This window comes from Burkholderia sp. GW821-FHT14F03, from assembly GCF_058803765.1.
This window is the reverse complement of record NZ_JBXAPG010000005.1, coordinates 104,980-118,820: the sequence shown is the minus strand read 5'-3', so window position 1 is coordinate 118,820 and position 13,841 is coordinate 104,980. Positions and strand designations below refer to the sequence as shown.

Here is a 13,841-nt window from a genome sequence, read left to right as displayed (position 1 = left end):
GCGCTCAGTGATTGAGCCGGCCGAGCAGCAGGAACTCCATCAGCGCCTTCTGCACGTGCAGGCGGTTTTCCGCCTCGTCCCACACGACGCTCTGCGGGCCGTCGATCACGCCGGCCGTGACTTCCTCGCCGCGATGCGCGGGCAGGCAGTGCATGAAGAGCGCGTCGGGATGGGCGTGGCCCATCATTTCCTCGTCCACGCACCAGTCGGCGAACGCCTGCATGCGCGCCTCGTTCTCCGCCTCGAAGCCCATGCTGGTCCAGACGTCGGTCGTGATCAGGTCCGCGCCGTGGCAGGCTTCGTTCGGATCGTCGAACACTTCGTAGAACGGCGCGCTGTCGGGCGCGACCAGCTTCGCGTCGAGCGCGTAGCCGGGCGGGGTGGACAGGCGCAGCTTGAAGCCGAGGATCTGCGCGGCCTGGATCCAGGTGTACAGCATGTTGTTCGCGTCGCCGACCCAGGCGACGGTCTTGCCGCGGATCGGGCCGCGATGCTCGTAGTAGGTGAAGATGTCGGCGAGCACCTGGCACGGATGGTATTCGTTCGTGAGCCCGTTGATCACCGGCACGCGCGAGTTTTCCGCGAAGCGCTGGATGGTGTCCTGCTCGAACGTGCGGATCATGATGATGTCGACCATTCGCGAGATCACCTGCGCGGAATCCTCGACCGGTTCGCCGCGGCCGAGCTGCGTGTCGCGCGTGCTCATGAAGACCGCGTGGCCGCCGAGCTGGAAGATGCCGGCCTCGAACGACAGCCGCGTGCGCGTCGAGCTTTTCTCGAAGATCATCGCGAGCGTGCGGTCGTGCAGCGGGTGGTAGGTCTCGTAGTTCTTGAACTTGCGCTTCAGGATTCCGGTGCGCTCGAGTACGTACTCGTAGTCTTCCAGTGAGAAATCCTTGAACTGCAGGTAGTGCCGAATGGTTTTGGTGGTCATGAAACGAGATACGGCCGGTTCACCCGGCAGGCTGCCGGACGGCGTCGCCGTCGGATGTGATGACTCGAAGCAGCATAAAGGATTTTCCCCGCTTTGACGAGCCGCGCCCGGCGTCGGCGCGATGCGGACGACGTCGCGCGGGACGACGCAGCATGGCGCGGTGCGGTATAATCCGGCGGTTTCCTCAAGCCCGGTGGGCGAGGGCTCAGGCCCGGTCTGCCGGACACAAGCGGTACGTCGCGTCACATGGGCGCGGCGGGCTGTTCCGGCCGTCGACGCGGTTCGTCACGGGCGCGTTTCCTTGTGTTCCGAAGTGTCCAGGCGAAGGTTCGCCGGCGCGCTGCTGGGCCGTCACTTGGGTACCCTCATGGCTGAAACTTCCCCGACCGAATACTTCATTCAGGGCATCACCAAATCCGGGAAGAAGTTTCGGCCGAGCGACTGGTCGGAGCGTCTGGCCGGCGTGATGTCCTGCTTCGGGCCGGGCACCGGAGGGCCGAACGCCCGCCTTCAATACTCGCTGTACGTGCGCCCGACCCTGCTCGGCGACACGAAATGCGTGATCATCGATTCCCGCCTGCGCGACGTCGAGCCGATGGCGTTCGATTTCGTGATGAATTTCGCGAAGGACAACGATCTCGTCGTGACCGAGGCGTGCGAACTGCCGGACTACGACAAGCACGGCAAGTAACCGAAACGTAAGCGGCCCGCATGGCGCGGGCGGGTGCGCGAACGCGTCCGCCTGCGCGCGCCCAAGCAAAAAGCCCGCTCGAAGCGGGCTTTTTGTCGATCGCAGAGGAAACAGGGCGCCCGCGCGAGGCGGGCGCGCCGGATTTACTGCGCGGCGGCCTGCAGGCCCTTGACGGCGGCTGCGAGGCGGCTCTTCTGGCGAGCGGCCTTGTTCTTGTGAACGATCTTCTTGTCGGCGATCGTGTCGATCGTCTTCGTCGAGAGCTTGAAGATTTCAGCGGCCTTGGCTTGGTCGCCGGCTTCGATAGCCTTGCGGACAGCCTTGATGGCGGTGCGGAATTTCGAGCGCAGGGCCGAGTTGTGCGAGTTTGCCTTCGCAGCCTGGCGGGCGCGCTTGCGTGCTTGTGCGGAGTTAGCCATGACGGTTCCTTATCCTGTCCTGTTCCCAGAGCTTGGAGCCTGACGGCCAAGCGCTGCTTTTCGATTCGACCCCCGGGAGCGATTGCCCAGGAGCGCAAAAAAACGTTGGTTTAACCGAGGCCGGCAACACGCCCAGCGAAGCTCGCTGTACATATAACAGGCTCAGAAACCGGGGATTATAGCAACAAAATCAAGCCAGTGGCAAGCTTGCCGTTCCGGCCGCACGACTTGGGGGGCTTTTCGGCCGCCGGCCGTGTGCGGGCGCGCATGGCCCGTATAATAAGCGCCCCATGAATCTATTCCGAGCCCTGCTGACGGTCAGCGGCTTCACGCTGCTGTCGCGCGTGACCGGACTGGCCCGCGAGACGCTGATCGCCCGAGCGTTCGGCGCCAGTCAATTCACCGACGCATTCTACGTCGCGTTCCGCATTCCGAACCTGCTGCGCCGCCTGTCCGCCGAGGGCGCGTTCTCGCAGGCGTTCGTGCCGATCCTGGCCGAGTTCAAGAACCAGAAGGGGCACGACGCCACGAAAGCGCTCGTCGACGCGATGTCGACCGTGCTCGCGTGGTCGCTCGCGGCGCTGTCGGTCGCGGGCATCGCGGGCGCGTCGTGGGTCGTGTTCGCGGTCGCGTCGGGCCTGCGCACGGACGGGCAGGCGTTCCCGCTCGCCGTCACGATGACGCAGATCATGTTCCCGTACATCGTGTTCATTTCGCTGACCACGCTTGCGTCGGGTGTGCTCAACACCTACAAGAACTTTTCGCTGCCCGCGTTCGCGCCGGTGCTGCTGAACGTCGCGTTCATCGCGGCCGCGGTATTCGTCGCGCCGCATCTGAAGGTGCCGGTGTACGCATTGGCCTGGGCGGTGATCGTCGGCGGCGTGCTGCAGTTGCTGGTGCAACTGCCGGGGCTGCGCAGGATCGACATGGTGCCGCTGATCGGCCTCAATCCACTGCGCGCGCTGCGTCATCCGGGCGTCAAGCGCGTGCTCGCGAAGATGGTGCCCGCGACCTTCGCGGTGTCGGTCGCGCAGCTGAGCCTGATCATCAACACCAATATCGCGTCGCGGCTCGGGCAGGGCGCGGTGTCGTGGATCAACTACGCCGACCGGCTGATGGAGTTCCCGACCGCGCTGCTCGGCGTCGCGCTGGGCACGATCCTGTTGCCGAGCCTGTCGAAGGCGCACGTCGACGCCGATTCGACCGAATATTCGGCGCTGCTCGACTGGGGGCTGCGCGTGACCTTCCTGCTCGCCGCGCCGAGCGCGCTCGCGCTGCTGTTTTTCGCGGGCCCGCTCACGGCGACGCTGTTCAACTACGGCAAGTTCGACGCCCGCACGGTGGAGATGGTCGCGCGGGCGCTGGCGGCGTACGGGATCGGGCTCGTCGGGATCATCCTGATCAAGATCCTCGCGCCGGGCTTCTACGCGAAGCAGGACATCAAGACGCCGGTGAAGATCGCGATCGGCGTGCTGGTGATCACGCAGCTGTCGAACTACCTGTTCGTGCCGCTGATCGGCCATGCGGGGCTCACGCTCAGCATCGGGGTCGGCGCGTGCGTGAATTCGCTGCTGCTGTTCATCGGCCTGCGTCGGCGCGGCATCTACCAGCCGTCGCCGGGCTGGCTGCGCTTCCTCGCGCAGCTGGTGGGCGCGTCGCTCGTGCTCGCGGGCGTGATGCACTGGTTCGCCGTCAGCTTCGACTGGACCGCGATGCGCGCCGCGCCGCTCGCCCGGATCTCGCTGATGGGCGCCTGCCTGATTCTGTTCTCTGCACTATATTTCGGTATGTTGTGGCTGATGGGCTTCAAGTACGCGTACTTCCGACGGCGTGCCAAATGACGAACCCAATGACCCGCGTTCTCGATTATTTCAGTTCGCTTGTCGCGGAGGATGACGGTTTGCCGCTCACCGAGGCGGCGCTGTCGCTCGCGCAGGATGCGTATCCGGACCTCGACCTGCAAGGCGCGCTGGCCGAGCTGGATGCGCTCGTCGTGCGGCTGCGCAAGCGCTTGCCGGACGGCGCGGGGCTGCGCGAGAAGATCACCGCGCTCAACGATTTTTTCTTTCGCGAGCTGGGTTTCGCCTGTAATCACAACGATTACTACGATCCCGACAACAGTCATCTGAATGTCGTGCTCAAGCGGCGGCGCGGCATTCCGATCTCGCTCGCGGTGCTGTACCTCGAAATGAGCGAACAGATCGGGCTGCCGGCGCGCGGCGTGTCGTTTCCGGGGCACTTCCTGTTGCGCGTGAGCCTGCCCGACGGCGACGTGATGATCGACCCGACCTCGGGCCACTCGCTGTCGGAGTCGGAGATGGTCGAGATGCTCGAGCCTTACGTGGCGCGCGCGGACGGCCTCGTGAGCAGCGCGTTGCGCGCGCTGCTGCAACCGGCGATCGGTCGCGAGATCATCGCGCGCATGCTGAACAACCTGAAGGCCATCTATCTGCAGACGGAACGCTGGCAGCGTCTGCTCGCGGTCCAGCAGCGCCTCGTGATCCTGCTGCCGGGGCAGCTTGACGAGGTGCGCGACCGCGGCTTCGCGTATGCGCGGCTCGACTACCTGCGGCCGGCGCTCGAGGATCTCGAGGCCTATCTCGGCGAATGCCCGGAAGCCGACGACGCGACCGTGGTCGAGGCGCAGGTCAGCGAGCTGCGTCAGCGCATGGCGCGCGGCGACGCCTGAACGGGCCGCCGGCGCGCCGCCCGGCGCAGCCGGGCCCGCGCCCTGCATGCCGGCTTACTTCGGCTGCATCCGGATCGCGCCGTCGAGGCGGATCACTTCCCCATTCAACATCGTGTTCTCGAAGATCTGGCGCGCCAGCATCGCGTATTCGATCGGCTTGCCGAGGCGCGGCGGGAACGGCACCATCGCGCCGAGCGCCGCCTGCACGTCGGGCGGCATGCCCAGCAGCATCGGCGTCTCGAAGAGGCCGGGGGCGATCGTCATCACGCGGATCGCATTGCGCGACAGGTCGCGCGCGATCGGCAGCGTCATGCCGGCGACGCCCGCCTTCGAGGCCGCATACGCGGCCTGGCCGATCTGGCCGTCGAATGCGGCGACCGATGCGGTGCTGACGATCACGCCGCGTTCACCGGTCGGCGCGGGCTCGTTGGCGGCCATCGCGGCGGCCGCGATGCGCGTCATGTTGAAGGTGCCGACGAGGTTCACCATGATCGCCTTGGTGAACAGGTCGAGCGGGTGGGGGCCGTCCTTGCCGACCGTCTTGGCGGCGGGCGCGATGCCCGCGCAATTGACGAGCCCGCGCAGCGGGCCGAGTCCCGTCGCGGCAGCCACCGCGGCCTGCGCGTCTTCCTCGCGCGTCACGTCGCAGCGGACGAACACGCCGCCCAGCTCGCGCGCGAGCGCGTTGCCGGCGTCCTGGTTCAGGTCGGCGAGCACCACCTTGCCGCCCGCCTCGGCGAAGAGGCGCGCGGTACCCGCGCCCAGTCCGGATGCGCCGCCCGTGATCAGGAAGACGTTGCCTTGAATCTCCATGTTTGCTCCTGTCTTGTTCGAATCGAATCATGCGGCGGTGTGCCGGCACGCCGCCGCAAGCGGATCGATTGTACGGGGACGCGCGCGCGGACGGCGGGAAGCTAACGATCGTGCGAAAAAAAACCGCCCGGGACGGGCGGTTCGTGGGCGGCGCGAGGCGCGGCCGTGCTTACTTCAGTGCGTCGAACACGCGCTGGCGAATCTCGTCGACGCCGCCGAGCCCGGAAATCTTCCGGTAGGCGGGCGCCTGCAGGCCGTTCTCGGCGCCGCGCTGCGCCCAGTCGCCGTAGTACGAGATCAGCGGCTTGGTTTGCGCTTCGTACACGTCGAGACGCTTCTTGACCGTCTCTTCCTTGTCGTCGTCGCGCTGGATCAGCGGTTCGCCCGTGACGTCGTCGACGCCCTCGACCTTCGGCGGGTTGAACTTCACGTGATAGGTGCGGCCCGACGCCGGATGGGTGCGGCGGCCGCTCATCCGTTCGATGATTTCGGAGAACGGCACGTCGATCTCGAGCACGTAGTCGATCGCGACGCCCGCGTCCTTCATCGCGTCGGCTTGCGCGATCGTGCGCGGGAAGCCGTCGAACAGGTAGCCGTTCGCGCAGTCCGCATCCTTCAGGCGCTCCTTGACGAGGCCGATGATCAGCGAATCGGGCACGAGCTTGCCTTCATCCATGTAGCCCTTCGCCTCGACGCCGAGCGGGGTGCCGGCTTTCACGGCCGCGCGCAGCATGTCGCCCGTCGAGATCTGCGGGATGCCGAACTTTTCCTTGATGAAGTTTGCCTGGGTGCCCTTTCCCGCGCCGGGCGCGCCCAACAGGATCAAACGCATGGTGATTATCTCCAAGTATGTGAATGCTTTGGCGCGAGACGCTCAATGATCGCCGCACGACGCTTCACGGTTGCCTTCGAGCACCGCTGGCCGGTCTGACGGCGGCGCATCGGCACAGCGTGCGCGGCGGCCGGCAGCAAGGCGGGCTGAGGTCAAGCAGGGGAAGCGAAGCGGGAGATGGCTCGCGCAATCGTTCGATTATGCCACGGGTTATTTTGGACCCGGCTGAAAAAGGGCCTGCACGCGTGCGAGGTCGTCCGGCGTGTCCACGCCGGCCTGCGGCGCGTGCGCCGTGATGCGCACCGCGATCCGCTCGCCGTGCCACATCGCGCGCAGCTGTTCGAGCTGCTCGCATTGCTCGAGCGGCGCTTGCGCGAGCGTCGGATAAGTGCGCAAGAAACGCGCGCGGTACGCATACAGGCCGATGTGCCGGTAGACGGGCGCGGCGGGCGCGGGCATCGCCGCGACGTCGGGCCAGTGCGGCTGGTAGGCGTCGCGCGACCACGGGATCGGCGCGCGCGAGAAATACAGCGCGACGCCGCGCGCATCGAGCACGACCTTCACGACGTTCGGATTGAACACCTCGTGCGGCGCCTCGATCGGATGCGCGGCGGTCGCGATCGCGCAGTCGGCGCGCTCGGCGAGGTGCGTCGCCACGTCGCGCACCAGTTGCGGATCGATCAGCGGTTCGTCGCCCTGCACGTTGACCACGATCGTTTCATCCGACCAGCCGAAGCGCGCGGCGACTTCCGCGAGGCGATCGGTGCCGGACGGGTGGTCGGCGCGGGTGGCCACGGCCTCGAAGCCGTGCGCGCGGGCCGCGTCGAGCACGCGCTGCGCATCGGAGGCGATCAGCACCTGCGCGGCGCCCGCGTCGCGCGCGCGCTCGGCGACGCGCACCACCATCGGCTTGCCGCCGAGGTCGGCGAGCGGTTTGTTGGGCAGGCGGGTCGACGCGAGGCGGGCCGGGATCACGGCGATGAAGGGCGGGGGCGAGGTCATCGGGAGAGCGGGTCGGGCAAGGCGGGATGCGGAATGGAAAAGGTCCGCGCGCGTTCGGCGCGCGGACGGTGCGGCGTGCGTCAGGCCGCCGGATCGACCGGCGTGCCCTCGACCGTCTGGCGGGCCTCGTCGACGAGCATCACGGGGATGCCGTCGCGGATCGGATAGGCGAGCTTGTCGACGGCGCAGGACAGTTCCTGCGCGCCGCGATCATAGTGGAGCGGGCCTTTGCAAACAGGGCACACAAGGATTTCAAGCAGGCGAGCGTCCACGGAGTTTCTCCACAACGAGAGCGATAAGGCGGGGATCGAGCGCGGCTTCGACCGGGACGACCCAGATTCGTGCATCGCGCCAGGAAGCGCCCAATTTTACTGCATCCTTCTCGGTTATCAGGATCGCGTCGACGGCGTCGTCGACGAACGGGTTGTCGGCGAACGCGTAGTGATCGGGCAGCGCGCGCGTCGCGGGCGCGAGGCCGGCCGCGCGCAGGGTTGTAAAGAAGCGCTCCGGCGCGCCGATGCCGGCCGCCGCGAGCACGCGCTCGCCCGCGAACTGCGCGAGCGGGCGACGCCGCGCGGGCTGGTCGAGATGCCAGGCGTCGCCGGGCGCGAGGCGCAGCGCGAAGGTGTCGGGCCAGGGCGGCAGCGCGCGGCGGTACGGATCGTTGATCAGCGTCGCATCGCGGCGGCGCGACAGCGGCTCGCGCAGCGGGCCGGCGGGCAGCAGGAAGCCGTTGCCGCCGAGCCGGTGGTCGAACACGACCAGTTCGACCGTGCGCCGCAGCCGGTAGTGCTGGAGGCCGTCGTCGCTGATCACGACGTCGACCTCCGGGTGGGCGGCGCGCAGCGCGCGCACGGCCGCGACGCGATCCGGGCAGACCCAGACCGGCGCGCGCGTGCGGCGCGCGATCAGGAGCGGCTCGTCGCCCGCGCGCGACGGCGGCGAGTCGGGCGTGACGGCCGTCGGCGCGTCGATGCGCGCCCCGTAGCCGCGCGACACCACGCCCGGCCGGAAGCCTGCCGTGCGCAGCGCGTCGACGAGCGCGATCACGGTCGGGGTCTTGCCGGTGCCGCCGACGGTCACGTTGCCGACCACCACCACCGGCACGCCGGGATCGACGCTCGCGAGCCAGCCGCGCGCGAATGCCGCGCGGCGGGCGGCCGCGACGGCGCCGAACGCGCAGGCGAACGGCGCGAGCGCCCAGGCGAGGGGCCCGCGATGCTGCCAGGCGTGCGCGAGACGCGCCTCGAGGCGGGCGCGGGGCCCGCTCGGCGTGCTCATGCGGCGGGCCGCGACGCGTCGGGCGTCGGGGCGTCGGACGGATGGATCAACAGCGCTCTCCGGGAAGGCGGCGGGGCCGCCAGACGACGATGAAAGGCGGCACTCTAGCGCGCCCGCCCGGCGCGCGGCAAGCCGCGCCTCGCATGGCCCTGATTTTCCGCCGATTCGCCGCACAGTGGATAACTCTGTGGAGAACTTCGCCGGTCAAGCTCGTCCAGGTCCGAATGGTGGGCATCCGGTCGGATGGCAAGTGCGCGAACAAAGAAAAAACTCAAGCCCATTCAAGTACTTGGGTGGAATGTTCTGCGTTTTCGGGGAGTTTGTTACGGCCCTGTCCCCGGATCGCCTCCGGTGTGGACACTTCTCCGGCACCATGCCCGCGGCGTCACGCGCGGCTGGACGCCGCGGCTCGCGCGGTCTATCGTTTGCCGGCTGAATCCTACCGACAGTCCATGCCTACCGAATCTCCTTTTGCCGCTGCCGGCGGCGCGCCGTCGGGCGACGGCGTCATTCCCGTTTCCGCGCTCAATCGCGCGATCGGCTCGATGCTCGAGCGCAATTTCCCGCTGCTGTGGGTGGCGGGCGAGGTGTCGAATTTCACGCGCGCCGCGAGCGGTCACTGGTACTTCTCGATCAAGGACCAACAGGCGCAGATGCGCTGCGTGATGTTTCGCGGCCGCGCGCAGCATGCGGAATTCACGCCGCGCGAGGGCGACCGGATCGAGGTGCGCGCGCTCGTCACGATGTACGAGCCGCGTGGCGAGGTGCAGCTCAGCGTCGAGGCGGTGCGGCGCACCGGCCAGGGCCGGCTGTACGAGGCGTTCCTGCGGTTGAAGGCGCAGCTGGAGGCGGAAGGGCTGTTCGCGCCCGAGCGCAAGCGCGCGCTGCCGCGTCATCCGCGTGCGATCGGCATCATCACGTCGCTGCAGGCGGCCGCCCTGCGCGACGTCGTGACGACGCTCGCGCGGCGCTCGCCGCATCTGCCGGTGATCGTCTACCCGGCGCCCGTGCAGGGCGCGGGCGCGGCGGAGAAGCTCGCGGCGCGGGTGCGCGAGGCGAACGCGCGCCGCGAGGTCGACGTGCTGATCCTGTGTCGCGGCGGCGGTTCGATCGAGGATCTGTGGTCGTTCAACGACGAGGCGCTGGCGCGCGAGATCGCCGCGAGCGCGCTGCCGGTGGTGAGCGGCGTCGGTCACGAAACCGACTTCACGATCGCCGATTTCGCCGCCGACCTGCGCGCGCCGACGCCGACCGGCGCGGCCGAACTCGCGAGCCCGCAGCGCGCGCAGCTGTTGCGCGAACTCGACGAGCGCCACGCGGTGCTCGCGCGCGGCCTGCGCCGCCTGATCGACGCGCGTGCGCAGCAGCTCGACTGGCTCGCGCGGCGCCTGATCAGCCCGACCGAACGGATCGCGCGCCAGCGCACCCACGTGCGCCAGCTGGCGGCGCGCCTCGCGGGCGCGGGCGGGCGGCCCGTGCGCGATGCGCGCGCGCGCTTCGCGCTCGCGCAACTGCGCTGGCAAACGCTCAGGCCGGATCTGGCGGAGCCGCGGCGCGCGCTGGCGGCGCTCGCGCAGCGCCTCGACGCAAGCTGGCTGCGCCGGCGCGAGCGCGAGACTGCGCGCGTGGCCGGCTGCGCGGCGCGGCTCGAGGTGTTGAGCCCGCAGCGCACGCTGGAGCGCGGCTACGCGGCGTTGCTCGATGCGCAGACGGGGCGCGCGATCCGCACGCCCGCCGCGCTGAAGCCGCAGCGTCGCCTCACCGTGCATCTGGCGGAAGGCTCGGCGGATCTCGCGCTCGCCGACGTGCAACCGCGTCTTTCGGATACATTCTGAGCGCGGGTGCGCGGATGGCGGCGAGGGCGCGGGATGTCCGCGCCGCGTTGGCGACGATTCGCCGAATCCCGCGGATAAAGGCCCGCGGGTTTGCGGGGTTATTCGGAGTCGCCTACAATCGGACGCTCCGCAGCACCCAATACAGCCGTCCCTACATACTCTCTACGAAGGAATCGCCATGGCTCATACGCTCCCGCCGCTGCCGTACGCTGAAGACGCGCTCGCTCCGCACATCTCGCTCGAGACGATCCAGTACCACTACGGCAAGCACCATCAGACCTATGTGACGAACCTGAACAATCTGATTCCGGGCACCGAGTTCGAGAATCTGTCGCTCGAAGAGATCGTGAAGAAGTCGTCGGGCGGCATCTTCAACAACGCAGCGCAGATCTGGAATCACACGTTCTTCTGGAACAGCCTGTCGCCGAACGGCGGCGGCGCACCGACGGGCGCGCTGGGCGACGCGATCAACGCGAAGTGGGGTTCGTTCGACGCGTTCAAGGAAGCGTTCGCGAAGACGGCGATCGGCACGTTCGGCTCGGGCTGGGCATGGCTCGTGAAGAAGGCCGACGGCTCGCTCGACCTGGTGTCGACCAGCAACGCCGCGACGCCGCTCACGACCGACGCGAAGCCGCTGCTGACGATCGACGTGTGGGAGCACGCGTACTACATCGACTACCGCAATGCGCGTCCGAAGTTCGTCGAAGCATTCTGGAACATCGTGAACTGGGACTTCGCCGCGAAGAACTTCGCGTAAGTCCGTCTCTGTAGCGAGACAATATAGTCTGGAAAGTGCAATAGAAATTGGAAAACCCAGACGCGAAATTGAAAGCCCTCGGTATGAGGGCTTTCTGCTTTTTGTGCTCTTTTTTTGGAGAATCCTCGGCTTCCAACGTTGGGCAGGTCATCTAGCACAGCGTCGAGAGGGGGGCAGTGAGAACAAATCCAATCGCTCCAGGAGCAGTAAATGGTGGCCGCCTGGATCCGAGCATCGTCGACCCCGCACGAACGAATCGGGCCCGCGACTGGTTTGAACGGCAGTTTTGCGTCCGTCCGGAGGGGGGCAGAATTACCGTGTTCAAGGCGGGTTGAGCGTCATAGGGCTGGTCGAACGAATCGATCAGCGTAGAGGATAGCGAATGGGTTCATGGCCGCTTCCAATCTTTGGCTTTGGCTGAGCGTCCCCACTCAGCGGTGATATTGCGCAGCGCCAGCCAGATGAGCTTCGTTGCTGCGTCATCGGTCGGGAAGCGCCCGCGCGTCTTGAATCCGGAACTTGGCACCTTCGGTGTTTTCGAGCCATAGGCCGAGGATGTCGCGCGACCCATCGGGCAGCACACCCAGCGCCAGATAGACGGCCTGGTTACGAACCATGGCGTCTTCACGGATCTTGACCCGCAGCGCATCGAAGAACACGACGGGATACGTCGGCTCAAGCGGCCGGGACTGCCAGGCCGTGACCTCAGCCATCACTTCGTCGGTCACGGAGCTGATGAAGTCGGGCGAGACCTCAGTGCCGTGCTGTTCAAGCAGGAAAGCCCTGGATCTCGCGCACCGTCATGCCCCGGGCATACATGGCGACGATCCTGTCATCGAACCCGGTGAAGCGCCGTTCGTATTTGGGAATCAGCAGCGGTTCGAAGCTGCCGTCGCGGTCGCGCGGCACCTCAATGCGAATCGGGCCGTCTTCGGTCAGAACCGTCTAGGCGCCTTTGCCATTGCGCTGATTCGTGGCGTTGGCCGGTTTGGCAGCACCGGACGGATAGCCGAGATGGTGATTCATCTCTCCGCCCGGTGCTCGTTCGATCAGCGCCTTCTTGAGCGCCAATGTCGCAGCATTGATGGCGTCAGCCGCCATCGCGGCCGTTACCAAACTGCTCCGGCAGTTCGGCGGGAATCGCCGGCAGGTCCGCCGGCTGGGCTTTCGGTTTGCGTGGCATAAACGCTCCTGAGTCGCGTCATGTTATGCCTTGAACACGAAATCTCTGACAGTCCCGGGGTCGACTGCGTCCGCGTTCGTCGACCCGCCACTGCGCCGCCCGATCTGGTACAACGCACGCTAGGCCATACCCTCGCATCTCGACGGAATTCGACATGTTGCCTCATCCTGGACGGCTAATCGCGCGCTAACGTACCGGTGCACGCCTACGTACGGGCTTTGATGCTTCACCTGCGCCGCACGCTGTCCACGGCAATGCGCTCGCCAGCCGAAAACGTGCAACGCACGCGTGTCGGGTACGGCACCGTACCGATTTGCACAGCGATTGGGCGCACGTTCGCATCAGGCGCCTCGACCTCTGTCGCCGGGACGCCCAGGACGATCCGGGATACAGCGCATTGCATCGCACGTGAGGACCGTCATCACCGGAACGGAGCGTCACCATGAATCCCATCACACTGGTTCTATCCACCGCGTTCGTACTCGCGGCTCTCGCTGTCGGCGCATGGGGCAACCTGTACCTCGCAGCCCCGCTTTTCATCGTTGCCATCCTCATCGCGCTGTCCGTGCGGGTTGCCAATGTCTGGGAAAAATTCGTGATCTTGCGGGTCGGAAAACTGCAGAGCGTCAAGGGGGCCGGTTTTTTCATGATTATCCCGATCATCGACAACATCGTCGCGGTCATCGACGAGCGCATTCAAACCACCGCATTCAACGCGGAGGAAGCGCTGACCAAAGACACCGTGCCCGTCAACGTCGACGCCGTGATCTTCTGGCACGTCCATGACGCGCAGAAGGCCGCTCTGGCGATTACCGACTATCGGCAGGCCATCGACCGGGTCGCGCAAACCTCGCTGCGCGAGATGATCGGATCATCGATGCTGGCTGCTCTGCTGTCGGACCGCAAAGCGGCCGACATGCACCTGCGCGACGAGATCGGTCGGAAAACCATTGACTGGGGTGTGACGGTCCGCTCGGTCGAAACCCGCGACGTCGCGATCCCGGTCGCGCTGCAGGATTCGATGTCGCGCCAGGCGCAGGCGGAGCGCGAAAAGCAGGCGCGGGTGATCCTCGGTTCTGCCGAGGCGGAAATCGCGTCCAAGTTCGTCGAAGCGGCGCAGGTATACGAAAATCATCCGGGCGCGCTGCAGTTGCGCGCGATGAACATCATCTACGAGACGACGAAGGAGCGCGGTGCGACGATCCTGATTCCCAGCTCGATGGTGGACAGCCTGAACCCGGCGCTTGCGCTTGCCGTGGCCGGATATGACGTGACGCGCGCCGCGCCGGCGACCTCGTTCAAGAACGCAGCCTGATCGCGAGACGCACTGCGCCGATCGCGATGTTTGGTGCGAATCGGCCGAGAATCGATGCTGTGTTCGGGCAGTGCACGTCACCCGCAGGGC

13 protein-coding genes and 1 pseudogene are annotated in these 13,841 nt (G+C 66.9%); 6 read left to right on the top strand and 8 right to left on the bottom strand.

Features of this window, described 5'->3' with window-relative positions:
- Positions 1–4 precede the first annotated feature (4 nt).
- Positions 5–934, bottom strand: a complete 930-nt coding sequence (gene argF, locus AC1RQF_RS05460; protein WP_273998855.1) for an ornithine carbamoyltransferase — start codon at positions 932–934, stop codon at positions 5–7.
- A gap of 367 nt (positions 935–1,301) precedes the next feature.
- Here argF and AC1RQF_RS05455 point away from each other — a divergent pair, with 367 nt between their 5' ends.
- Positions 1,302–1,625: a DUF3579 domain-containing protein gene (locus AC1RQF_RS05455; RefSeq protein WP_273998854.1), complete on the top strand. Its 324-nt coding sequence runs from the start codon at positions 1,302–1,304 to the stop codon at positions 1,623–1,625.
- Positions 1,626–1,768: 143 nt separating this feature from the next.
- On the opposite strand, the gene rpsT is transcribed toward AC1RQF_RS05455, so the two are convergent.
- Positions 1,769–2,044 (bottom strand): 30S ribosomal protein S20, encoded by a 276-nt coding sequence (gene rpsT, locus AC1RQF_RS05450; RefSeq protein WP_252981836.1) that lies wholly within the window; start codon positions 2,042–2,044, stop codon positions 1,769–1,771.
- A 290-nt stretch (positions 2,045–2,334) separates the two neighbouring features.
- Between rpsT and murJ the strand changes: the two genes are divergently transcribed.
- Complete coding sequence (gene murJ / locus AC1RQF_RS05445) at positions 2,335–3,885, top strand: murein biosynthesis integral membrane protein MurJ (RefSeq protein ID WP_273998853.1); 1,551 nt, start codon at positions 2,335–2,337, stop codon at positions 3,883–3,885.
- A gap of 8 nt (positions 3,886–3,893) precedes the next feature.
- Positions 3,894–4,733, top strand: coding sequence for a SirB1 family protein (locus AC1RQF_RS05440; protein WP_273998852.1), 840 nt, complete (start codon positions 3,894–3,896; stop codon positions 4,731–4,733).
- Positions 4,734–4,787: 54 nt separating this feature from the next.
- Here AC1RQF_RS05440 and AC1RQF_RS05435 read toward each other — a convergent pair whose 3' ends face one another.
- The 5 genes from AC1RQF_RS05435 to lpxK form a co-directional block, all read right to left on the bottom strand.
- Positions 4,788–5,546, bottom strand: coding sequence for an SDR family NAD(P)-dependent oxidoreductase (locus AC1RQF_RS05435; protein ID WP_492871483.1), 759 nt, complete (start codon positions 5,544–5,546; stop codon positions 4,788–4,790).
- Between the two features lie 169 nt (positions 5,547–5,715).
- Positions 5,716–6,378, bottom strand: coding sequence for an adenylate kinase (gene adk / locus AC1RQF_RS05430; RefSeq protein WP_273998850.1), 663 nt, complete (start codon positions 6,376–6,378; stop codon positions 5,716–5,718).
- 210 nt (positions 6,379–6,588) lie between these two features.
- Positions 6,589–7,380 carry a 3-deoxy-manno-octulosonate cytidylyltransferase gene (gene kdsB / locus AC1RQF_RS05425; protein ID WP_273998848.1) on the bottom strand — a complete coding sequence of 264 codons (792 nt, stop codon included), beginning with the start codon at positions 7,378–7,380 and terminating at the stop codon, positions 6,589–6,591.
- A gap of 80 nt (positions 7,381–7,460) precedes the next feature.
- On the bottom strand, positions 7,461–7,652 hold the full coding sequence (locus tag AC1RQF_RS05420; protein WP_273998845.1) for a Trm112 family protein: 192 nt from the start codon (positions 7,650–7,652) through the stop codon (positions 7,461–7,463).
- Positions 7,633–8,661 carry a tetraacyldisaccharide 4'-kinase gene (gene lpxK / locus AC1RQF_RS05415; RefSeq protein ID WP_273998843.1) on the bottom strand — a complete coding sequence of 343 codons (1,029 nt, stop codon included), beginning with the start codon at positions 8,659–8,661 and terminating at the stop codon, positions 7,633–7,635. The genes AC1RQF_RS05420 and lpxK overlap by 20 nt, the downstream gene beginning before the upstream one ends.
- Before the next feature lie 452 nt (positions 8,662–9,113).
- Between lpxK and xseA the strand changes: the two genes are divergently transcribed.
- Positions 9,114–10,496 (top strand): exodeoxyribonuclease VII large subunit, encoded by a 1,383-nt coding sequence (xseA, locus tag AC1RQF_RS05410; RefSeq protein WP_492871482.1) that lies wholly within the window; start codon positions 9,114–9,116, stop codon positions 10,494–10,496.
- 178 nt (positions 10,497–10,674) lie between these two features.
- Positions 10,675–11,253, top strand: coding sequence for a superoxide dismutase [Fe] (gene sodB, locus AC1RQF_RS05405; protein ID WP_273998841.1), 579 nt, complete (start codon positions 10,675–10,677; stop codon positions 11,251–11,253).
- A 515-nt stretch (positions 11,254–11,768) separates the two neighbouring features.
- On the opposite strand, the pseudogene AC1RQF_RS05400 reads toward sodB, so the two are convergent.
- Positions 11,769–12,436 (bottom strand): annotated as a pseudogene (locus tag AC1RQF_RS05400) (IS256 family transposase); the annotation flags it as partial.
- 442 nt (positions 12,437–12,878) lie between these two features.
- Between AC1RQF_RS05400 and AC1RQF_RS05395 the strand changes: the two are divergent.
- Positions 12,879–13,751 carry a slipin family protein gene (locus tag AC1RQF_RS05395; RefSeq protein ID WP_273998840.1) on the top strand — a complete coding sequence of 291 codons (873 nt, stop codon included), beginning with the start codon at positions 12,879–12,881 and terminating at the stop codon, positions 13,749–13,751.
- Positions 13,752–13,841 lie beyond the last annotated feature (90 nt).

Coding starts and splice junctions, on each gene's coding strand:
- AC1RQF_RS05440 (WP_273998852.1), top strand. CDS start 3,894: ATGACCCGCGTTCTCGATTATTTCAGTTCGCTTGTCGCGGAGGATGAC.
- murJ (WP_273998853.1), top strand. CDS start 2,335: ATGAATCTATTCCGAGCCCTGCTGACGGTCAGCGGCTTCACGCTGCTG.
- xseA (WP_492871482.1), top strand. CDS start 9,114: ATGCCTACCGAATCTCCTTTTGCCGCTGCCGGCGGCGCGCCGTCGGGC.
- AC1RQF_RS05395 (WP_273998840.1), top strand. CDS start 12,879: ATGAATCCCATCACACTGGTTCTATCCACCGCGTTCGTACTCGCGGCT.
- adk (WP_273998850.1), bottom strand. CDS start 6,378: ATGCGTTTGATCCTGTTGGGCGCGCCCGGCGCGGGAAAGGGCACCCAG.
- argF (WP_273998855.1), bottom strand. CDS start 934: ATGACCACCAAAACCATTCGGCACTACCTGCAGTTCAAGGATTTCTCA.
- lpxK (WP_273998843.1), bottom strand. CDS start 8,661: ATGAGCACGCCGAGCGGGCCCCGCGCCCGCCTCGAGGCGCGTCTCGCG.
- kdsB (WP_273998848.1), bottom strand. CDS start 7,380: ATGACCTCGCCCCCGCCCTTCATCGCCGTGATCCCGGCCCGCCTCGCG.
- AC1RQF_RS05455 (WP_273998854.1), top strand. CDS start 1,302: ATGGCTGAAACTTCCCCGACCGAATACTTCATTCAGGGCATCACCAAA.
- sodB (WP_273998841.1), top strand. CDS start 10,675: ATGGCTCATACGCTCCCGCCGCTGCCGTACGCTGAAGACGCGCTCGCT.
- AC1RQF_RS05435 (WP_492871483.1), bottom strand. CDS start 5,546: ATGGAGATTCAAGGCAACGTCTTCCTGATCACGGGCGGCGCATCCGGA.
- rpsT (WP_252981836.1), bottom strand. CDS start 2,044: ATGGCTAACTCCGCACAAGCACGCAAGCGCGCCCGCCAGGCTGCGAAG.